The organism is Psychrobacter sp. TB67, from assembly GCF_000511065.1.
Taxonomy (GTDB): domain Bacteria; phylum Pseudomonadota; class Gammaproteobacteria; order Pseudomonadales; family Moraxellaceae; genus Psychrobacter; species Psychrobacter okhotskensis.
Window position 1 is genome coordinate 52784 of the sequence record NZ_AYYA01000014.1, and the last position, 21523, is coordinate 74306.

At 44.5% G+C, this 21523-nt stretch carries 16 protein-coding genes and 4 tRNA genes; 13 read left to right on the top strand and 7 right to left on the bottom strand.

All coding sequences use genetic code 11. The features are described from left to right. Positions 1-48 precede the first annotated feature (48 nt). Together metW and metX are read right to left on the bottom strand one after the other, a co-directional pair. Complete coding sequence (gene metW, locus W293_RS0102500) at positions 49-669, bottom strand: methionine biosynthesis protein MetW (protein WP_025650943.1); 621 nt, start codon at positions 667-669, stop codon at positions 49-51. Next, on the bottom strand, positions 666-2138 hold the full coding sequence (metX, locus tag W293_RS0102505; RefSeq protein WP_025650944.1) for a homoserine O-acetyltransferase MetX: 1473 nt from the start codon (positions 2136-2138) through the stop codon (positions 666-668). The genes metW and metX overlap by 4 nt, the downstream gene beginning before the upstream one ends. Before the next feature lie 330 nt (positions 2139-2468). On the opposite strand from metX, the gene hemH reads away from it, so the two are divergent. Next, positions 2469-3488, top strand: a complete 1020-nt coding sequence (hemH, locus tag W293_RS0102510; protein WP_025650945.1) for a ferrochelatase — start codon at positions 2469-2471, stop codon at positions 3486-3488. Between the two features lie 261 nt (positions 3489-3749). Next, entirely contained in the window at positions 3750-4589 is an 840-nt protein-coding gene (locus tag W293_RS0102515) for a BPSS1780 family membrane protein (RefSeq protein ID WP_025650946.1), read from the top strand. A gap of 103 nt (positions 4590-4692) precedes the next feature. Here the strand turns inward: W293_RS0102515 and W293_RS0102520 are convergent, their stop codons facing one another. Beyond that, on the bottom strand, positions 4693-5025 hold the full coding sequence (locus W293_RS0102520; RefSeq protein WP_025650947.1) for a hypothetical protein: 333 nt from the start codon (positions 5023-5025) through the stop codon (positions 4693-4695). A gap of 160 nt (positions 5026-5185) precedes the next feature. Between W293_RS0102520 and W293_RS16685 the strand changes: the two genes are divergently transcribed. Beyond that, positions 5186-6490, top strand: coding sequence for a right-handed parallel beta-helix repeat-containing protein (locus W293_RS16685; protein WP_025650948.1), 1305 nt, complete (start codon positions 5186-5188; stop codon positions 6488-6490). A gap of 67 nt (positions 6491-6557) precedes the next feature. Here W293_RS16685 and W293_RS0102530 read toward each other — a convergent pair whose 3' ends face one another. From W293_RS0102530 to W293_RS0102545, 4 genes are all read right to left on the bottom strand, one after another. After that, positions 6558-7346 (bottom strand): SDR family NAD(P)-dependent oxidoreductase, encoded by a 789-nt coding sequence (locus W293_RS0102530; protein ID WP_025650949.1) that lies wholly within the window; start codon positions 7344-7346, stop codon positions 6558-6560. A 253-nt stretch (positions 7347-7599) separates the two neighbouring features. After that, positions 7600-8136 carry a hypothetical protein gene (locus W293_RS0102535; protein WP_025650950.1) on the bottom strand — a complete coding sequence of 179 codons (537 nt, stop codon included), beginning with the start codon at positions 8134-8136 and terminating at the stop codon, positions 7600-7602. A 178-nt stretch (positions 8137-8314) separates the two neighbouring features. Further along, on the bottom strand, positions 8315-11269 hold the full coding sequence (gene polA, locus W293_RS0102540) for a DNA polymerase I (RefSeq protein ID WP_025650951.1): 2955 nt from the start codon (positions 11267-11269) through the stop codon (positions 8315-8317). 351 nt (positions 11270-11620) lie between these two features. After that, a complete protein-coding gene (locus W293_RS0102545; RefSeq protein ID WP_025650952.1) occupies positions 11621-12034 on the bottom strand; it encodes an Ohr family peroxiredoxin in 414 nt (137 codons plus the stop codon). Positions 12035-12328: 294 nt separating this feature from the next. On the opposite strand from W293_RS0102545, the gene W293_RS0102550 reads away from it, so the two are divergent. The 10 genes from W293_RS0102550 to tuf all read left to right on the top strand — a co-directional run. After that, positions 12329-13234, top strand: coding sequence for a hypothetical protein (locus W293_RS0102550; protein WP_025650953.1), 906 nt, complete (start codon positions 12329-12331; stop codon positions 13232-13234). A gap of 218 nt (positions 13235-13452) precedes the next feature. Next, positions 13453-15048 carry a peptide chain release factor 3 gene (locus tag W293_RS0102555; protein ID WP_025650955.1) on the top strand — a complete coding sequence of 532 codons (1596 nt, stop codon included), beginning with the start codon at positions 13453-13455 and terminating at the stop codon, positions 15046-15048. Positions 15049-15323: 275 nt separating this feature from the next. Continuing rightward, on the top strand, positions 15324-16169 hold the full coding sequence (locus W293_RS0102560) for an RsiV family protein (RefSeq protein ID WP_227502356.1): 846 nt from the start codon (positions 15324-15326) through the stop codon (positions 16167-16169). Between the two features lie 79 nt (positions 16170-16248). Continuing rightward, on the top strand, positions 16249-17412 hold the full coding sequence (locus W293_RS0102565; protein WP_025650957.1) for an FHA domain-containing protein: 1164 nt from the start codon (positions 16249-16251) through the stop codon (positions 17410-17412). A 193-nt stretch (positions 17413-17605) separates the two neighbouring features. Then, positions 17606-19102, top strand: coding sequence for an anthranilate synthase component I family protein (locus tag W293_RS0102570; protein ID WP_025650958.1), 1497 nt, complete (start codon positions 17606-17608; stop codon positions 19100-19102). A gap of 248 nt (positions 19103-19350) precedes the next feature. Then, a tRNA-Thr gene (locus tag W293_RS0102575) sits at positions 19351-19426 on the top strand. Between the two features lie 66 nt (positions 19427-19492). Beyond that, positions 19493-19576 (top strand) — tRNA-Tyr (locus W293_RS0102580). A gap of 81 nt (positions 19577-19657) precedes the next feature. Continuing rightward, positions 19658-19731 (top strand) — tRNA-Gly (locus W293_RS0102585). A gap of 119 nt (positions 19732-19850) precedes the next feature. Next, positions 19851-19925: transfer RNA gene (locus tag W293_RS0102590), tRNA-Thr, on the top strand. Positions 19926-20369: 444 nt separating this feature from the next. Then, on the top strand, positions 20370-21523 hold a 1154-nt coding region (tuf, locus tag W293_RS0102595; RefSeq protein ID WP_025650959.1), incomplete at its 3' end, for an elongation factor Tu.

Sequence of the window (21523 nt, forward strand, 5' to 3'; positions counted from 1 at the left end):
TATTTTTAGATAGTTTCAAAGGGGCATAAACCCTCATTGTTGTAGGTATTATTGTGCTGGTTTTTGTTTGGTCACACGGTAAATAGCGACGTCTGCCAGCAGATTTGGCGCTTGGCGTATCAAGGCTTTCATGAGCGGTGTGTGACCTTTTTCCGAATCACTAACGGCAAAGCGGTTGATGATATGGATGTCATACTTGGCACAAAGCTGCTCAAAGTCTTTAAAGGTACATAGATGAATATTTGGCGTGTTATACCATTCATAAGGCAGCGCTTCTGAAACGGGCATCATGCCTTTAAGCCCTAGATGCAGTCGGTTTTGCCAATGGGCAAAGTTAGGGAAGGTGATGACTGCTTCGCGGGCAACTCGCAGCATATCGAGCAAGAGCACATCAGGCGCTTTCACCGCTTGCAGGGCACGTGCCATGACCACGGTATCGAAGCTATTATCAGCGAAGCGCGCAAGGCCGTCATTCAGGTCTTGCTCAATGATAGACAAACCTTTGGCGATACCATCATTGATTTTTTCTTCGTCAATCTCAAGCCCATAGCCAGTGACGCCGCGATGTTGCTGCAAGTGTGCAAGCAGCTCACCATTGCCACAGCCTAAGTCCAGCACATGTGACTGCGGGGCAATCCAGCGCTCGGCCAGTTGATGATCCATTCTCATGAGCGCACTCCTGTTTGCTGACGACTGTTTTTCGTCTGGCAGTTTTTAGCATGGTTGTCCGTGATAAATGGCGCGGTCAAAAATCCTCTAACGGCGCCCATATAACGGGGAATATCAAATAAGAAAGAGTCATGACCATGTGGCGCATCGACATTGATATAGTTGACAGGTTTGCCAGTCGCCATCAACGCATCGACAATCTCTTGTGAGCGCTCAGGAGCAAAGCGCCAGTCGGTGGTAAACGACACCACTAAGTACTGACACTGAGTGTGGGCAAAGGCCGCTTTGAGCGCCGCTAATTCTTGCTGACGATCGTTTTCAGTGTCAGTTTGAGTTTCGCTGTCAGTTTCATCGCCAGTTGCTAAATTATCAGTTGCTAAGGTAGCTTCAAGCGCATGCTGTGCCGCTTGTTTGGTCGCATTTTTAGTCGTTTCGACAGACGCCGCGATTGAGTCGTCAAGTAGCGATCCAGACTCCGACGGATTTGTAGAGTCTACTGATGGTGCTGTTGACTGGGTTGATGACTGCCCTGACAGATAGCCACGCGTTGGATCAAAATAATCCAAGGCTTTGGTCATCAGCAAATAAGTATTGGCATCGAAATTTTCGCTAAAGCGTTCGCCTTGATAGCGAAGATAGCTTTCAACCTGAAACTCGACATCATAGCCATACATAAATTTGCCAGATTTTAAATCACGACCAAATTTAGCCTTCATCGCATCATCGGTCAAATAGGTGATATGACCAACCATACGTGCGAGGATCAGTCCGCGACGAGGGTAGGTGCCAGCTTGTAAATAGCGTCCATCCTTAAAGTCGGGGTCAGACAATATGGACTGACGTGCGACTTCATTAAAGGCAATATTCTGGGCAGAGAGTTTGGGCGTACTGGCAATGACCACGCAGCGTTTTAAACGATTTGGATAGTCGACCGACCATTGTAGTGCTTGCATACCGCCCATTGAGCCACCGATGATGGCATGCCAGACGTCAATGCCCAAGCGATCTGAGAGCATGGCTTGGGTTTTTACCCAGTCTTTGATGGTAACCAACGGAAAGTCAGGGCCATAGACCTCTGCTTCGCTAGTGTTATCTGCTTGTTTTGCATTGACACTGTCAGGATTAATCGTCGTTGGACCAGTAGAGCCAAAACAGCTGCCAATATTATTGAGGCATACCACATAAAAGCGGTTGGTATCGATGGCTTTATTGGGGCCAATCATATTGTCCCACCAGCCGGCCTTTTTATCATCGGCACTGTGCAAACCTGCTGCGTGATGGCTGCCGGACAAGGCATGACAGATTAATATGGCATTTGATTTGTCGCTATTAAGAGTGCCATAAGTCTCTACCATTAAGTCAAATGAGGGCAGGGTGCGGTTGCACTCCAAGGTCAAGGGTTCGGCAAAATGGAAGTTCTGTGGTGTGACGATTCCAACTGAGCCAACGGTATCGACTGAGCTATCCACATGAGCGTGATCTTTTGGGGGGTGGTCACTGGTACTATCAGGACGTGCGTTCAAAGCTACCTCGCAAGACGACAATTATCAATTATCAATAAAAAAATAGGATGGCAATATGCTTGCCTATTGTATGGCGATGCGCGGATGAGCACAACCTTCGAGTTGAGTCTTTCGAGCGCAGTGACCATCCAGTGCGTATCAAATTGTATTAGTGTGCTTTTACCACGCGCTATCGATCTATAAAATGCTACACTCATAACGCAGTCATTCAATAATGACTTAATAATCTTTTACCTCATATTCTTCTTTAATTAACCTAATAATAAATAATACTCTATGAAACCTAAATTGCCCCCACGTATTGCCGTTTTATTGGTCAACCTTGGTACGCCTGATGAGCCGACAGCGCCTGCGGTACGTCGCTACCTCAAACAATTCTTATCAGACCCACGGGTGATTGAAATCCCAAAATTCCTGTGGGCGATTATCCTAAATCTGTTTGTGTTGCCAAGCCGTCCTAAACGGGTGGCAGAAGCTTATGCCAGTATTTGGGATGGTGACTCGCCAATGCGCAATATCCTGAACCAACAAGTGGCGATGTTAGATACGCGTTTGGCTGAGCAGGCTGCACCATTTCGTGTTTCTGTCCATTCTGCAATGAGCTATGGCAATCCAGGTTTGCCCGATGTGATGGACAAACTGCGTAGCGAAGGCGTTGACCACTTTGTGATGTTACCCGTATTTCCACAGTATTCAGCGACTTCAACGGGTGCAGTGTACGATGCCATTACTAAATGGTCGTTAAAGCAGCGTAACTTGCCTAATATTACGATCGTTAAAGACTACTTTGCGCATCCTTTATATATAAAAGCATTAGCGGATAGTATTCGCCGCTTTCAAGCGGTACATGGCAAACCTGACAAGCTGATGTTTAGCTTCCACGGTATTCCGCAGCCGTATATGGATAAAGGCGACCCTTATCCTAGACGTTGTAAATGTACCGCAGCGCAAGTCGCGCACGAGCTTGGTCTAAAAGATGACGAATGGATTATTAGTTTTCAGTCACGCTTTGGTAAGCAAGAGTGGGTTAAGCCTTATACCGACGTCATACTCGATGAATGGGCTAAATCAGGTGTAAAGTCAGTACAAATTCTCAGTCCAGCGTTCTCAGCGGATTGTCTAGAAACGTTGGAAGAATTGGCGATTGAGAACCGTGAGAACTTTCTTCATGCTGGCGGGCAAGAGTATCACTATATTCCAGCGCTGAATGCCGATGAGGCGCACATAGATTTGTTAGAAGCTATTAGTGCGCCATTGGTCAAAGGTTGGGCAGGCACTTTGGATGGTTGGGCTTGATTGCTTGAATTGTCCAATCATAAAAAATAATTTTAACTTATAGTCAGCGAAAAGTAATATTGATACATCACGCACTGCTGATATCCATTTTGCTTGCTTGCTGTGCCTGCGCAGACAGAGGCTACAAAAAATTGACATCAGCAATACCGTCACGTTTTTAGGATATTTTGACTATATTAAATTTAATGAAATAAAGTTGGGATTTTTTTCATCAATATGTAAAACTAAGGCAAAATTTTTACTTTATCTTTGAGGATTAAGATGTCCATCTCTAGCAGTTCGCCACAACACATATCTCTACAGAAGCCCAATAGTCTGCCGCCAGATTTGCCTCCCACTGACGACTATGGTCAGCTTTTACCTCAGTTATTGGCAGAGCCTCGTGCTTGTCAAGCAGGATGGGGAGTTAGTTGGCTGACGAAGGCTTACCTATTATTCAAAGACCAGCCACTATTATGGATAGGAATAGGGGTGGTCTATTTCGTTATATTGATGCTGGGTAGTATCATCCCGTTTGTTAGCTTCTTTTTCTCTTTTATTACCTTCGTCTTTATTGGCGGGATAATAAAAGGTGCTGATGCGCAAGCTACTGGTAACGAGCTTAGGTTTGATTATCTGTTTGCCGCCTTTAGTACCCATTTTGTACCGTTAGTCATTTTGTTTATGCTGTATCTGCTGGCTATATTTGCAGTCGTTGTTCCTTTAGGTATTATCTCTGCACTACTTATTGGGCTTACGGGTGGTTTTGCTGATATGGCAAATGCTAGCGGGATTAATGGTGGTATGGTTATCATACTATTGCTGATTTTCTTGGTGGCGATGCTAGCGATGATTCCTATTATTATGGCCATTTGGTTTTCACCAGCGTTGGTGGTCTTACATAATATAAAACCGACCACAGCGATGAAAATGAGCCTAAGAGGCTGCATGAAAAATATTGCACCATTTACTATATTTGGTCTGATTGGCCCGATAATAATGTTACTTGCGGTCATATTTACACTGGGACTGGGTTTATTGGTGCTACTCCCTATAGGGGTGATCACTTATTACACCAGCTACCGTGACGTTTGGACCGATCAGCCATTATCCGCAGTGTAATTTAGGTTTGATAAAACCTTAAAAACTAAGAGTCTTTTATGAGATGAAAAAATCCCGCTCGATGCATGATATCGGGCGGGATTTATATGCTTAAATAGATTATTTAAAAATCATCATCGTTACTACGTTCAGCAGCTTCTTTATCGGCGATATCAGTAATATCTGGATAATCACTGTCATCTAAATTGTCGTCAACCAACACTTCATCGACGCGCGATTCATCGATATTTTGACGATGCATGGGCGTCAATCCTTGCGTTGCATCTGTGCCGACTTCCGAATTGTCAAAGCCCGCGCTATTATCAATGACATCATCATTATCGATGGTATGTAGCATGGGATTGTCTAAATCAACTTCTTGGCTGTTATCATTGATGTCGGTATCACCTTGGATATGATCCATCTCTTCTGGTAACGGCGTTTTTGAATGATCCATAAGGGGTTCCTTGTTCGTTGTTATTAATGGTTATTATTGATGGCTATGGTTGTTTTTACTTATCACGCTGAGTGTGACGCGTTATGATGACGACTGATAGTAGTAAGGTGTGACAGGATGTTCAAAAAATGTAAGATGAATCATAAATAAGAGGTGCTTAATGGTCGCCAGTAAGAAGGGTTTAATCACATTCTCGTTAATAACAGCCTCGTTGCTCAGTACCACGGTAGGTCTGACGGCTTGCGAACGACTGCCTTTCGTTAATGCTGATAGCACTAGAGAAAAGGTTAAGGTACAACAGCCGCTGGTGATTGATAGCAAACTCCCGACCGCTACGACGGTGATTGATTGCACACAATTAACACCCAAGCAGACGGTGGTGATAAAAGGTCATAGCGCACTCAGTAACAGCTGTGATTTGACAGGCAAGTCGCTACGCTTTGAGCTCAATGAGTCAAACAGTTCACTCGACTGTCGGGGCGCACGGCTTAGTACTATGGCTGATGATCCATCAAAGGTCAGCGCCATTACTATTAAGCCGAAAACAGATAGAGCTATCGATAATATAGCTGTGGCCAATTGTCATGTGGATGGCTATGGTCATGCGCTGCACATTCGCCAATATAGCAACCCCAATCAGCGTTACGCGCGCGGCTTTACCAACCCTGCTGACAACCGCACCCTTGCGCCAAGCAATATCCGCGTCATTAATGTCAGTAGTCGCAATAGTATTAATAGCGGCATGTTCGTCGGAGATCATGCGCATGACATTACTTTTGATACAGTGCATATCCACAACGCAGGCACCGTTGGGCTCTATTTAGAGTTTGGTAGTCGTGATAACGTGATTAAAAACTCTGTCTTCGTCGGTAATGGCTTTCGTACCTTTAAATCCAATCGTGAGGCGATTGCCATTGATTCGTCGAGCAACAATCGTATCGAAAACAATCAATTTATTCATAATGGCGCAGGCAGTATATTGCTCTATCGCAATTGTTTTGAGCATGCCGACGATCCGGCGCGGAGCAATCACTTTAAGCGTACTGAGTCGAGCCGTGACAATATTATCGTTAACAATACCTTTGAAGATGAGCCAGTCGGTGTTTGGGTAGCGTCAAGGCAGTCGCGCAATCTAAAAGGTTTTGAATGCGGCGCTTATTTAGTGAAGCAAACGCCATTTGCCAGCTATCATTTGGACAGTGCTAAAGACAATCAGATTATCAATAACCGTTTTGAGCAGGTAGAGCAAGGCATTATCGTAGAGGATGACGGCACGCTGATTAAGGGCAATAAGTTTGCAGCAAACGTCCGCTTACCTATTATTGTTGGTTCTGAGATTCGGGAAGACAGCGCAGCAGGCGCAGTCAAAGATACGCGGATTGACAATAATACCTTTATCGATAAATCTATCGAGCAGGCTATTGATATTAGACCAGCAAGCAAAACGGCTACTCATATTGAGTAGCCGTCATTGTGATTCACATTAGATAAGCATCATCGCTCATAGATACGATAGCGGATAGGCGCTGCTGTTATTGGGCGCCCACTTTTGTATTGATCCAGCGAATAAGTGGATCAGGAGTGACCTGCGAGAGAGTCTGAAAAACTTTGGCCGGTATACCAACAGAGTAGTGCGTACTTTTTAGCTTACGGTTGGGGCTGGTGCTCAATTTGCATAAAGTCTTGGCCACATCATGGACGGTCAAGTTAATACCTAAACGGTCAATACTGGTGACTTCGATGTCTTTGGTCATGTCGGACTTGACCCAGAGTGGCATCACATCAATGACTTTGATGCCGAGTTTCTCATATTCAATATTGAGACCTTCGGTGAGACCACGTACAAAAAACTTACTGGCCGCATAAGTGGCAACCTCAGGCTGACCATAGATAGCCGATGCCGAGGACACATTGACGATTTTGCCATCTTTGCTCTCCGCCAAATAAGGCGCTAGCTTATGACAACCAATCAGCACGCCCTTACAGTTGACGTCGATGAGCGACAATTGCTCCTCTAATGCTGTCTTTGGCAATGCTCCGCTAACCAGCACACCCGCATTATTAATCAGCGTATCGATGCCGCCAAAGTTATTAATCATTTGCTCGATAGCGCCATCCCATGAATCAGGCTGAGTGACATCTAACTGACCAATAATGATGCGTTTCTTTTTTACGGCCTTTTTAAAGACTTTGTCTTCGATAGCCTGCTCAAGCGTCGTTGTATTGGTTGCAAATAATCCAACGTTGTGACCTTTGGTGGCCAATCTTTTGGCAGCGGCCAGACCGATACCGCGTGATGCACCTGTAATTAATATATTCATAATGGCTCGCTTTATAGTTATCAATGAGTTAAATCGAGGTGCATTACCAGCTGACTATATGTAGATAAACAGTTACACACAGCTACGGTTTTAATGTAAGGATCAAGACCATCCATTACAATCGTTATCGTCCCTCGTGCTTAGACTCAGTATAACAAACTAATAGACAAGGATTGTGCTTAAGATAATTACTAGTGGCAACCTAACGCTACGTCTATATTTACTTAACAGTTATTGAGTCACCACTATGGGGCTATTGGTTAATATGACTCAATTCAAAGTTTAATTTACGCAATAGGCATGATTCAAAATCGCTTAATTTAAATCGCCATAAATAAACCAACGCGATCACATAAATAATCGTTTCCGCGAACTCTTCGACTATGCCACCCAAAGTGTGGGGGAACATAATAGCGTTCTCTCCCATATATTGTAATATGGCCAAAGTGGCGACACCAAGATAGAGCGATACGTCTACATCTTTTAGTATTGCCCAAAGGTAGCGCCATGAGTAAATCAATAAGCCAACGCTCATCAGGTAGATTACTAAAAGCACAGCGTCCTCCCACCAGTCATAAGAATGGCTGAGAAGCGAAAAATTACTTGGGATAAATAATTCTGGTAAATAGTTTAACTCACGACGAATGACCGCGACGAATACGAGAACTGAGGCCAACCAAAAGGCTTTAATTTGTTTGACATGACTCTGTGCTACGTACTGCGCGCAGCGTAGCAAGCAAGCTATTAATAGGATAATACTGGGAATTTCAATGAAGCCATCTGTCGCCAAAATAAGGCACTCCTGCTTTTTTTTGAAATAAAAAAGTGAGCCCTTGGGCCCACTTCAAACCGTAAATTGTCTCATAAGACCAGATAATTTAATGTACTGCTATTATACAGCGAAATGCCTTATCATGCCATTATGTAATTTAACTAATCAGTCATATCTCATTGTTAATACTACACAATCAATGCGCCTCATCCCAGTTTTGACCACTATCGGTCTCCACCAATAACGGTACCGCGAAGTCTACATGCCAACCTTTTTCCACGGCTGTCGTCCTTAAGACGTCTTGCATGGCATCGGTAATCAACTGGCTAATTTCATCAACCTTGTCGCTATCCACTTCGAACACCAGCTCATCGTGGACTTGTAGCAGCATTTTGGCTTGCTCTTTTGGCAGTACTTTATCGACGGCAATCATGGCAAGCTTAATTAGGTCGGCGGCAGAGCCTTGTAGCGGCGCGTTAATCGCTGCGCGTTCTGCCCCTTGCTTAACCATACGGTTGCTATGATTGATATCTGGCGTATAAAGCTTACGACCTAATATCGTCTCGACATAGCCTTTTTCATAAGCGCTGGCACGCGTATTGATCATGTAGTCTTTGACGCTTGGATAGCGCTCAAAATACATATCGATATAATCTTGCGCCTCATTGCGGCTCATTTGCAACTGCTTGGCAAGTCCAAAGGCACTCATGCCGTACAACAGACCGAAGTTAATGGCTTTAGCATTGCGGCGCTCAGTGGCGCTGACCTCTTCAACAGCTTTACCTAATACTTCAGCAGCCGTTGCAGTATGAATATCCAATCCTTCATTAAAGGCACGGGTCAAGTTTTCATCGCCTGAGAAATGCGCCATCAGACGCAGCTCAATTTGTGAATAATCCGCAGCCAAAATAACGCGACCTTCTGGTGCGATAAATGCTTGGCGAATCAGGCGACCAGTGGCGGTACGAATCGGAATATTCTGCAAGTTAGGATCAGTGGATGATAAACGACCGGTGCTGGTCAATGCTTGATGGTAGCTGGTATGCACGCGATCCGTCTCCGCATCTGCGACATTATCGAGCGCATCGGTATAGGTGCTTTTGAGCTTGGACAGTCCGCGATATTCCAATGTGATATCGACCAATGGGTGGTCAATCTTTGATAATACCGCTTCGCCAGTCGAGTATTGACCAGATTTGGTTTTCTTGCCACCCGGCACGCCCAGTTTTTCAAACAGCATCTCACCCAGTTGCTTTGGTGAGCCTAAGTTAAATTCTTCACCGGCGACTTCATACGCGCGTTTTTCTAGCGTGATGATTTCTTCATCGAAGCGTTTTGATAGCTCGTTTAAAAATGAGCGCTTGATTAAAATGCCATTTGCTTCCATTTGGCAGAGTATCTCGGCAGTTGGAATCTCTAGCTCATGTAAGAGCTTGGCATTATTTTTATCATCAGCAAGCTTTTCACTAAACAAATCAAACAACTGATAAGTGATGTCGGCATCTTCGCAAGCATAGTCACTGGCGATATCGATGACGACTTGATCAAAGGTGACTTGCTTGGCGCCTTTGCCTGCGACGTCCTCAAAGCTGATGGTCTGGGTGTGCAAATAATGGCGCGCCAAATCATCCATGCCGTGACGAGTAGCTGCCGCATTGATGACATAGCTGGCAAGCATGGTATCCATTGCCCAGTTATTAGGGCTGGCATGGATAGCGCCTACTAAATCAATACCATAATGACTGAGAATGTGCGCGTCATATTTTAGATGTTGACCGATTTTGCCTATTTTTGAATTTTCCAAAACAGGTTTAAGTTTCGCTAATACCGTATCACGATCAAGTTGCTTTGCAGTCAGCTCATCACCTTCCAGACGATGAGTCAGCGGAATATAATAGGCTTCATGCGCTCGCAGGGCAAAAGACAGCCCGACGATTTCGGCTTGACGCCAATAGACGCTGGTCGTTTCGGTATCAATAACGAAGTGCGGTGCAGCCTCTAACAATTTAACCAAGCTGTCAAAGGCAGGCTCGTCTAAAATCGTATGCCATGCTCTATCAGGATTTTTGCTGTCAGTGATATTCTCAATAGTGCTTGATTGTAGCGACTTAGCTATTTGCGCTTGTGACTCGGCATCGGCTTGACTGTTAGCGACACTTTGCGAGCCGTTGGCTGGATGGTTTGGGTGGTCAAGAGACGCTAGCTCGTTTCTAAACTCAAGCTCATTATACAATTCGCGTAATTCATCTATATGGGCACATGGATCGGTATTGATTTTTAGATCGTTCCAGTCCTGACCGATAGCTAAGTCTGTCACGATGGTGGCAAGCTTCCTATTAAACGGAATATCATCAGCATGTTCAATCAAACCTTTGGCACCTCGACCTTTGATAAAACCAATATGCTTTAACATATTGCCGATGTCGCCATACTCAACGAGTAGGTCTTTTGCCGTTTTTTTACCGATACCAGGCACGCCTTTTATACCGTCTGAGGCATCGCCCATCAAGGTCAAAAAATCAATCATTTGATTTGGCATAATACCAAGCTTGTCTACGACCGCTTGAGTGTCCGTGACTTTGCCAGTAAAGCTGTCTTCCAATATTACGCAGTCATTAACCAGCTGCATCATGTCTTTATCGCCGGTGGATATGACGACGTGATGGCCTTGTTCAACCGCACGATGCGCCAGTGTCCCGATGATATCATCGGCTTCTGCACCCTCGATGCGTAACAGTGGAATACCTAATGCGGTCACCAAGCGATGAATATAAGGAATCTGCTCTACCAGCTCTATGTCGATGGGCGGACGAGCGGCCTTGTAATCAGCAGACATATGGTGGCGAAAAGTCGGTGACTTGGTATCAAAGCAAACCGCCATATGAGTAGGGTGATAACGACGCATCAGCTTGAGTAACGCATTGAGCGTGCCACGGATGGCATTGGTGATCAGGCCTTGCGAGTTTTGCATGGTCTTCGGTAAGGCATGATAAGTGCGAAACAGATAGTAAGAGCCATCAACCAAAATAAAAGGCGGCTGATTGCTGTCCACATGACTGGTGTCCATGGTCGCCACATTGGGCATAGTCTCAAAGTTTGGCAAGACGGCAGGATCAATCGCTTGATGGGAGTTGTGGTCACTGTCGGTCATGGAGTCGGTCATAGGATCAGTCATAAAGGTCACTTATCAGCTATTAGATAGAAATATGTGCTTATTATAACGATAAAAATGACGTGTGCCGAACTGCTTAAAAGTTATGATATGTTCTATAGTCAAAATATTCTAAAAACGCGATGGTATCGCTGATATCTATTTTTCGTCACCTCTGTCTGCGCAGGTACGGCAAGCAAGAAAAATTGATATCAGCAATGGGTGATGGTTCGATACTACTTTTCACTCACTATAGCGTTATTATTTTTTGGCCAAAATTTAAGGAAAAAAAGAACCCAGCGTTAACTGAGCTCTTTTATATCTATTACTGATACTGTCATTGTTCAGGAATTATTTTACTTCTGAGGTCACTTCGCTATCGATATTACCGTGTGTGGCTTTCGAGTATGGGCAAACTTTATTGGCTTTCTCGACCAGCTTTTGAAATTCATCGGCTGAAAGTTCTGTATTTTCGCCAGTAACGTGAATTTTCACTGCCAGTTGAAAGTCTAGACCTTCACCTTTACGTAAATCTACCGATACTTGAGTGGTCGAGTCAAATTTTGCTTTTTCTTCGCCTTTGACTGCCGCAAGTGCGCCATCGAAGCAAGCCGCATAACCCATAGCAAATAATTGCTCTGGATTATTACCATCTTTACTTGAACCCGGTGCGACCATGTTAATCGTCAAATCACTATCTTGTAGACTAGCTTTACCAGAACGACCGCCAGTGACGGTTGCTTGAGTAGAATATAACGTGTTCATAACATATCCTTTGTTGTTGGTTTATTTATATAATTATTTAATCCAATTAGCCATCAAGCATAACAAACTGGACGCTACGCTCTATAGCTCAGTAGTAACCATATACAATGACTTTGTAAGTGAGCATTTATGTGAATAACGATAATGTGCTTCACATTCACCAATAAGCATTGCTAAACAATTAATGGCTTTAAATATATAAGTCATGGCGACATTGATGTAAACTAGTCACATGGTTTTTCACACACTATCAGCATAACCCTATAAAAAATCCTAACCGTAAGGACGCCTTTTATGAAAGCAACAGTATTTTTGCCTATGACCCTATCCTTACTCGCGATGGCACTCGTAGGATGTGGCGGAGAAGATGACGGTGTCTACGGTTCAGGCGACAATAAAATCACGCTGACGAGCTTTGGCAATAGCTATGACAACCAAGCCAACGCGAGTGCTATTGCGCGAATTGATCAGACATACCGCACTGGCGGGCGCGAAATTAAGATAAAAAATCTGGTGAACAGTTATAACAACCAAAGTCTTAATAGCTTAGACAGAACCGTGCTGGCAGCTGATTTTGAAGGAAGGCTGGAAAATAAGGATATTGAAGTCAATGGTCGCACGGTCAAACGTCCTATTTATGAGACAAACAGCAACAAGCAATTGAACTATGAGATTACCTATAAAACCCTGAATCTCGCAGGTTTGAACGCTGGTAGTTATAGTCCGGGCACTACCATAGGCAATAGCCGTGGTATCATTACCGATTTAAATAACTATCCTGATATTCCAGCCAATGTGACGTTCCCAGCGGGCTCGGTTTGTTATATTCCAGTGGTCACTAGCGAGCGCTCGTTTTTAGCCTTTAATGAAAAAAATAAAACCGGCTATAGTACGCTGGACAGATGGATTGAGGCGGCCGAAGAACGTTTTAACGACGATAGAGATTTTAGCACCTCACGCTTTGGTGTGGGTTTGGGCAATGACCAAAAAGCTGCGCAAGTGACGTTTTTTGAGTTTAGAAACCAGCCTGCTTATCAATACAATGGCGTTGAATATGATAATGATATTTATGAAGCCGACTCTGTGGTGCAAGGCAGCACTGACCCGAATACCAACAGTGTGCGCGGTGTCGTTGACTGCACGATAGTCAATGAGGTGGCAGGGGACTTCTTAGCAGCGCAAATCACACGCTATTATTAAATTCAAAAAATATTAAGCACTTTCTAGTTAAGTGTTTTCTAATTAAACACGCTCTATTTGACCAGTAGAGCGTGTTTTTTTATGCGCTAATTCTGCAACCTGACGCTAAATCCGCTACAATACGCCCATTATTTATACTATTTATTGAAATTAATGCCCAAAAGAAAGTTACTGTCTAAAAGACAGCCTTTTGGAAGTCAAGGTTGAAGCCAAAAATTATGAGCGTAGATCCAAAGAAATTAAACAAAGAAGTGGCCAAGCGCCGTACCTTTGCTATTATCTCGCATCCCGATGCGGGTAAGACCACCATGACTGAAAAGCTGCTGCTATGGGGGCAAGCGATTCAGGTGGTTGGTGAAGTTAAAGGCCGCAAAACCGACCGTCATGCGACATCGGATTGGATGAGCATGGAGCAGGAGCGTGGTATCTCTATCACTACTTCGGTTATGCAATTTCCTTATCAAGACCATATGGTCAATCTACTAGACACCCCGGGTCACGCCGACTTTAGTGAAGATACTTATCGTACGTTGACCGCTGTCGACAGCGCGCTGATGATGGTTGATGGCGCAAAAGGCGTCGAGGAACGTACCATCAAATTGATGGAAGTGTGTCGCATGCGTGATACTCCGATTATCTCGTTTGTGAACAAGTTGGATCGTCAGATTCGCGAGCCGCTTGAGCTGCTGAGTGAGATTGAGACGGTGCTTAAGATTAAATGTATTCCGTTGACGTGGCCCATTGGTATGGGGCAGGATTTCGTTGGCGTCTATCATTTGACCGAAAATAAGACTTACCTTTATGAAAAAGGTAATGGCGGCAAGATGACCGTCTCTGAGACCCGCGACGGCTATGATTATCCGGACATACGCGAGCGTCTTGGGAAGCTGATGTTTGATGCTTTTGAAGAGTCGCTTGAGCTGGTACAAATGGCGCTAGAAGACTTTAGCGAAGAGGCATTTTTGGCGGGTGAGATGACGCCAGTATTGTTCGGTACAGCGTTGGGTAACTTCGGTGTCAACATGGTGCTCGATACCCTTGTGAAATATGCACCGCCACCAAAAGCCCATCCGACTACTGAGCGTCAAGTCTCTGCAACTGAGACGGACTTTACGGGTTTTGTTTTTAAGATTCAGGCCAATATGGATCCGCGTCACCGTGACCGCATTGCTTTCTTGCGCGTGTGCTCGGGTAAGTACGAAAAAGGCATGAAGATGAAGCACGTGCGTTTGGGTAAAGACGTGCGCATTGCCGATGCGCTGACCTTTCTCGCCGGAGACCGTGAAGCCTTAGAAGAAGCGTATCCGGGTGATATTATCGGTCTGCATAATCATGGGACCATTTCTATCGGTGATAGCTTTACTGAAGGCGAAGAGCTGAACTTTACCGGTATTCCACATTTTGCCCCTGAATTGTTTCGCCGCGTGGTGCTCAGAGACCCGCTCAAGTCTAAAGCGCTACAAAAAGGCTTGCAGCAACTCAGTGAAGAGGGCGCAACGCAGGTATTTATGCCGCAGATTAATAATGATTTAATCTTGGGCGCGGTGGGTGTACTACAGTTCGAAGTGGTCGCGCATCGCCTAAAAGAAGAGTACAAAGTACAGTGTACCTTTGAGCCAGTATCGATTGCCACAGTGCGCTGGATTCACTGCGATGATGAAGTGGCCTTGGCTAAGTTTAAGAAAAAAGCCCATGACCAGTTGTCACTTGATGGTGGTGGCTATCTTACCTATCTTGCGCCATCACGAGTTAACTTGCAGCTGATGCAAGATCGTTATCCAGAAGTGACTTTCAGCAACACTCGCGAGCATTAATATCTGTTATTTAAGTATGAGTAAATGGTTGAAACCTATTTTCTGTTTTTTAAAAGACACGCTAGCCGTGTCTTTTTTATTGCCCGTCGTTTAGACCGTTATTAAACCGATTTTTCATAAACACTGACATCTCAAAAATACTGATGACTCAAAAGCACTGATACTTCAAAAATAGTAACCCCTCAAAAACACAAACAGTGTTTCAACAATACATCACAGTGGTTACGGTAGAATAATATTAACCATTATGTATTTATGGAAAAATTATGATAATAATGTCTCGATTTACGAGCGCCACACCACCTATTAATCCGCCGTTAATGCCGAGCAGTGGTAACTTGCGCCGAGTTGGTACGTTAGTGACAGGCCTGCTGTTTGGAACAATAGCAATGTCCGCTAATGCGGACAATCTCATTAGCAGTACCGATTATCTTGATTATGAGCTGCCCAAAAGTGTGCAAGAGATATGTGCCGAACGACAGCATTGTCCAGAGATTGAGGTTAGGTATCTCAAAACCAATCAGGATTGGATAAACGATATCACCAATGCCCGTATCAATCATCTTGTCGTCAATAGTAAACAGACTGAATCCGCACCTATCAATACTAAGGCGACGCCGACTATGGTTAAGGCGGCTATTGATGACTTCGCAAGCTCACAATTTATAGATATGCCAGACGACAGTTCATGGTCGTATAATCTGACAGTGAAGCCTGAATATTTGGGTCATGTGAATGATTTTGAATTGTTTGAAATAAGCTCCTATGTGTTTACGGGCGGCGCGCATGGCATGCCTTATAGTGAATATTTAATATTCGATACAAGCAGTAAAAAACAACTGCAACTGACAGACATATTACAGACGGGCAAAAAACCCCGTTTTGAGGCGTTGGCTTATGAGGCATATAAACAGTGGGTAAAAACGGTCGATAACGACTTAAGCAGCTATGAAAAAAATTGGCCATTTACCCTCAGCGATAACGTCACATTGACCGATAAAGGCGTTGATATTCGCTACCAGCACTATTCTATTGGCCCTTATGCTTATGGTATGCCTGTCCTAAGTATGCCTTATAACAAGCTTGACGGTGTGATCAAACCACGTTTTATTCCCAAATAATCGTTTTATCCTAAGAGAATAGTTGTAATAAGTTTCAGAGAATGATTGAACATTTAATAATAAATTAAGGAGTAATGTTATGACGAGTAATATAGACAACACAGCAGCGCCAACCCAACCAACAGTCGCAGATACTTGGCGTCTCAATGCCTTAACCGCGGCGCTGGGTGATCTGACTTTGACTGTCAGCGACAGCCTATCTGTGGGACGTGGCAGTGATAATGACGTGGTACTTGGCAGTAAGGAGGTATCACGCAATCACGCGGTACTGAGCGTACTGAATGGCAAGCTGTACGTGAAAGATTTGGACTCCTCTAACGGTACGTTTATTAATGAGCAACGTATTGACGGTAATAAGTCTAAGCATCTTGAAGCCAATGATACGCTTGGCTTTGCCAGTTTTGCCTTCACTGTAACGCCGGTGACTGTTGCAGTGGATGAAGCTGTAGAGCAGCCAGTCGTCGCTGAAGAGCCGATGGTTGAGCGCGAATCTACGGTTGATACGGATGCTGACAAACCCGAAATGGTGATTGATGCACCAGACGTAAATTCTGAGCCAACTGCAGAGGTTAAGCCAGTTGTCAAAGAAACGATGGTTACAGACGTGTTGCCGTCAGCTAATGACTCAGATACCACTCCTGTTCAACAAGCTGATATTACTGAAAGCAAGATTGATAAGACTAATGAGGCTGATGCTCCAGTTGTTAAAGAAACGATCATCGAAGAGGTATTGGCGGCCAAAGATACCGTGGATACCACATCTGTGCAAGCGGCTCCAGTTGCCGCAGCTGCCTTAGACGAGCAGACACCGACTACTGAACAGGAAAATGTCGTGCCTAAAGAGGTCGTGCCTAAAGAAACAATAACTGAGACGCCTGTTACTGAAGAGCCGGTAGCTACTGAAAATGAAAAAGCATTAGTTGAACAGCCCGCTGTCGAGCAACAGTCCTTAGACAATGCAGACCACGACAAAACCACCAAAACCGAACTACAGGAAGAAGCTGATCCAGATGTGTTGCGTGCCAAACAAGCAGCAACTGCTCAGTTTTCGGGTACGGCCAATTTAGGGCAGGCTCACGACCTTGGTACCGAAGGCAACAATGCCATGGACCAAGCTGTCGATAACCCCGCAAATGCTGGATACGTAGAGAAAAAGCCTAGTGGTGGTTGGTTCATATGGGTATTTGCCGTCATCCTTATCATTGGCCTTGCGCTATGGCTGTTCAATATGGGCGGTATATAAAAGGTGTACGACCCTAGCTTTGTTATATCGATAAGATAAATTAATGAGTTAAGGTTAGTTCCATTATTCTTAAAAATAGCGTCAGCGTTCGTTGGAGTGTTGACGCTATCTTTGTATTGTATTTTTATCATTGTTTTGAGATTGCTTCTAAGTTTAAGGCGCTTTGCCAACCCTGTGTTAAGAGAAAGCTACTATGATGACCTTTGAAGAGTATGACGCCTTTAAAAATCGTGGCTTTAGTCATGCGCCACTGGTAAAAAAACGCTTGATGGATGCGCAGACTCCAGTCTCGGTATTCTCTAAAGTACGTGACTTAAATGGCTCAGCGTATTTGTTTGAGTCCGTCGTAGGCGGCGAGCGTTGGGCGCGCTATTCGATGATTGGTCTAGGTAGTGATCTGATTTTGCAATATGTAGACGGTAATATGACGGTCAAAAAAAATGATCAGACCACCGTGGATGCAGTTGATGATCCCTTTGACTATATTCGTCAGTTGATGGCGCAGTATAAGATGCCAACTGCCGAAGATATTATTACCTTGCCGAGCTTTAGCGGTGGTCTCGTTGGTTATTTTGGTTATGATATGGTGCGAGTTATTGAACCCAGTGTGGGACTGTCTGACGCCCCCGATCCGATGTCACTGCCGGATATGTGGCTGATGCTGTCGATGAGTGTCATTGTTTTTGATAATTTAGAGAATACGTTGTCCATTATTGTTTATGCGGACTGCACCGCTGAAGACGGTTATGGTCATGCCATTCGTGAGCTAGAGCAAATTGAGGGTAAGTTGGCAGAAATGGCAGATTTAAGCGCGCCGATTATGCCAACCCCAAAGTTTGAATCACAAACAGGGATGGAGAAATACTGTCGCGACGTTAAGAACATTAAAGACTATATCTCAGCAGGAGAGGTGATGCAGGTGGTGCCTGCCCAGCGTTTGACCGCTGACTATACTGGCGACTCGCTTGCTGTCTATCGCGCCTTACGGTTTTTAAACCCATCGCCTTATTTATTCTTGGTTCATGGTTACACGCTTGATGATCATAAGCGTTTCGACATTATCGGTGCTTCTCCAGAAACCTTATCACGTATCGAAAATGGCAGAGTCACCGTGCGTCCACTGGCGGGCACCCGTAAACGTGGTCAAAACGCAGCGGAAGATTTGGTGCTTGAGCAGGAGCTGCTGAGTGACGAAAAAGAGATTGCTAAGCATTTAATGCTGATTGAGTCGGGTCGCAACGACATTGGCCGTGTTTGTGAATGTGATAGTGTCAATGTCACCGAAAAGATGTTTATCGAGCGCTATTCGCAAGTCATGCATATTGCCTCTAACGTTGAGGGCGATATATTGCCTGATAAAGATGCGCTTGATGTCTTTTGTGCGACTTTCCCCGCAGGCACGTTAACAGGCGCGCCTAAGATTCGTGCGATGCAAATTATTGATGAGCTGGAGCCGTTACGCCGCACTGTATTTGGTGGCGCCATTGGTTATCTGGGTTGGCACGGTAATATGGATAGCGCCATTACTATTCGTACCGCTGTGATGCGGCGCGGCAAAATCCATATCCAAGCCAGTGCTGGGGTAATCGCTGATTCTATTCCAGAAGCAGAGTGGGACGAGACCAATAAAAAAGCGTTGGCGCTCATTAAAGCGGTCAAAATGGCCTGTAATGGCTTGCGTATTCGCTAGATGTTTGATGGAAGTGCTTGGCAAAAGTGTCATTAAAGTTGCTAGTCCTCACCATGCAAGTTATCGTTTTCATAAGCATGTTAATAACTATTCGAACAATCCGGATAAAAAGCGCTATTTTGTCTGATAAAAAATATCAATATAATCAGTTGCTTGACGTTTATTATTAAAATAAGTGTAAAAAAACTCAAAAAGAGCTTGCGTCTGTCTAAATATTTGATAGAATAGCCACCACTTTGAGAGAACAAGCCGACTTAGCTCAGTTGGTAGAGCAACTGACTTGTAATCAGTAGGTCGCCAGTTCGATCCCGGCAGTCGGCACCATCTCTTTCAAAGTCGCTTTTTATGAATTTGTCTTAGATTAAGTCATCTTTGTTCAAAGCAAACTAAGGTGGGATTGGGGAGCGGTCAAACCCAACAGACTGTAAATCTGTCGCGAAAGCTTCGAAGGTTCGAATCCTTCTCCCACCACCATATTTTCTAAGTTTGTTATAGCGCCAAGCATACTCAATATATAACCACTCTTTATAAGAGTGAGCTTACAGAAGAGTAAATGCGGGTGTGGTATAATGGTAACACCTTAGCCTTCCAAGCTAATGACGCGGGTTCGATTCCCGCCACCCGCTCCATATAGTCACAATCGCAAAGACTACCAATAATTCATCACGACAGTCAGTATATTATTGCTGTATCGTGATATTTTTTTTAGTGCAACCCACTGGTTGGCTACTGTAGTTGTTAAAAGCATGCTCATATAGCTCAGCGGTAGAGCACTCCCTTGGTAAGGGAGAGGTCTCGAGTTCAATTCTCGATATGAGCTCCATTTATTATTCCAGCTTTTTGCGTTTGCTTTGCTATTTTAATACACAGCTTTATATCGATATCGAAACTATAGAATATTGAAAACGATAAAAAATCAGTATAGCAAATAAAAATTTAAGGGTGACACTGAGGTGTTGCCTTTTAGTGCTGTCAATTTCTCAATCAATTATATTGATGAAGCAATGCAGTACGAACACGCTCACATAATACAGTTTAATATTCGAGAGCTAAAAAAGTTAAAGATTGAAAAGCAAGTATAATGCCTACATATAAAAGTATGGCGTTTATATTGCACTAAAGCAGTTAAGAGTAAGACAATAAAGCAGTTTTTAGTAGATAAACCATAGCGTCAACGGTTTGATGGTTTTGTATGTATCATGAGCCGTCAAACAGCTATTTACCGATCTTTGATTATAAAGATTCACCAAAAAAAGAGGAAATACCCATGGCAAAGGCCAAGTTTGAACGCAGCAAGCCACACGTCAACGTCGGTACCATCGGACACGTTGACCACGGTAAAACCACACTAACCGCCGCTATCGCAACCGTAGCAGCAATCACCTCAGGTGGCGAAGCCAAAGACTACGCGTCTATTGACTCAGCCCCAGAAGAAAAAGCACGTGGCATCACCATCAACACCTCACACGTAGAATATGACACCCCATCACGTCACTACGCCCACGTCGATTGCCCAGGTCACGCCGATTATGTTAAAAACATGATCACCGGTGCAGCCCAAATGGACGGTGCAATCCTAGTCGTATCAGCGACCGATGGCCCAATGCCACAAACCCGTGAGCACATCCTGCTATCACGTCAGGTTGGCGTACCATACATCGTCGTATTCATGAACAAGTGCGACGTTGTTGACGACGAAGAACTGCTTGAACTCGTAGAAATGGAAGTTCGTGAATTACTAAGCGACTATGACTTCCCAGGTGATGACACCCCAATCATCCATGGTTCTGCTACTGAAGCCCTAAAAGGCTCACAAGAAAAATACGGCCAACCAGCCGTCGTAGAACTACTAAACGTACTAGACACCTACATCCCAGAGCCAGAGCGTGACATCGACAAAGCATTCCTAATGCCAATCGAAGACGTCTTCTCAATCTCAGGTCGTGGTACCGTTGTGACCGGTCGTGTTGAATCTGGTATCGTTAAAGTTGGTGACGAAATTGAAATCGTTGGTATCCGTGACACTCAAAAAACCACCTGTACGGGTGTAGAGATGTTCCGTAAACTGCTTGACGAAGGTCGTGCAGGCGAAAACTGTGGCGTACTACTACGTGGTACTAAGCGTGAAGACGTCCAACGTGGCCAAGTACTCGCTAAGCCAGGTTCAATCACTCCTCACACCAAGTTTGACGCTGAAGTATATGTGTTGAGCAAAGAAGAGGGTGGTCGTCACACACCATTCCTAAACGGCTATCGTCCACAGTTCTACTTCCGTACTACTGACGTAACTGGCGCAATCCAATTACAAGACGGTACTGAAATGGTTATGCCTGGTGATAACGTTGAGATGGGCGTAGAGCTTATCCACCCAATCGCTATGGACAAAGGTCTTCGCTTCGCTATTCGTGAAGGCGGCCGTAC

Excerpts from the sequence above, each read along its gene's own strand:
- W293_RS16685 (WP_025650948.1), top strand. The coding sequence starts at position 5,186 with ATGGTCGCCAGTAAGAAGGGTTTAATCACATTCTCGTTAATAACAGCC.
- W293_RS0102515 (WP_025650946.1), top strand. The coding sequence starts at position 3,750 with ATGTCCATCTCTAGCAGTTCGCCACAACACATATCTCTACAGAAGCCC.
- W293_RS0102565 (WP_025650957.1), top strand. The coding sequence starts at position 16,249 with ATGACGAGTAATATAGACAACACAGCAGCGCCAACCCAACCAACAGTC.
- W293_RS0102560 (WP_227502356.1), top strand. The coding sequence starts at position 15,324 with ATGTCTCGATTTACGAGCGCCACACCACCTATTAATCCGCCGTTAATG.
- metW (WP_025650943.1), bottom strand. The coding sequence starts at position 669 with ATGAGAATGGATCATCAACTGGCCGAGCGCTGGATTGCCCCGCAGTCA.
- W293_RS0102570 (WP_025650958.1), top strand. The coding sequence starts at position 17,606 with ATGATGACCTTTGAAGAGTATGACGCCTTTAAAAATCGTGGCTTTAGT.
- W293_RS0102530 (WP_025650949.1), bottom strand. The coding sequence starts at position 7,346 with ATGAATATATTAATTACAGGTGCATCACGCGGTATCGGTCTGGCCGCT.
- hemH (WP_025650945.1), top strand. The coding sequence starts at position 2,469 with ATGAAACCTAAATTGCCCCCACGTATTGCCGTTTTATTGGTCAACCTT.
- W293_RS0102555 (WP_025650955.1), top strand. The coding sequence starts at position 13,453 with ATGAGCGTAGATCCAAAGAAATTAAACAAAGAAGTGGCCAAGCGCCGT.
- W293_RS0102520 (WP_025650947.1), bottom strand. The coding sequence starts at position 5,025 with ATGGATCATTCAAAAACGCCGTTACCAGAAGAGATGGATCATATCCAA.
- W293_RS0102545 (WP_025650952.1), bottom strand. The coding sequence starts at position 12,034 with ATGAACACGTTATATTCTACTCAAGCAACCGTCACTGGCGGTCGTTCT.
- W293_RS0102550 (WP_025650953.1), top strand. The coding sequence starts at position 12,329 with ATGAAAGCAACAGTATTTTTGCCTATGACCCTATCCTTACTCGCGATG.
- polA (WP_025650951.1), bottom strand. The coding sequence starts at position 11,269 with ATGACCGACAGTGACCACAACTCCCATCAAGCGATTGATCCTGCCGTC.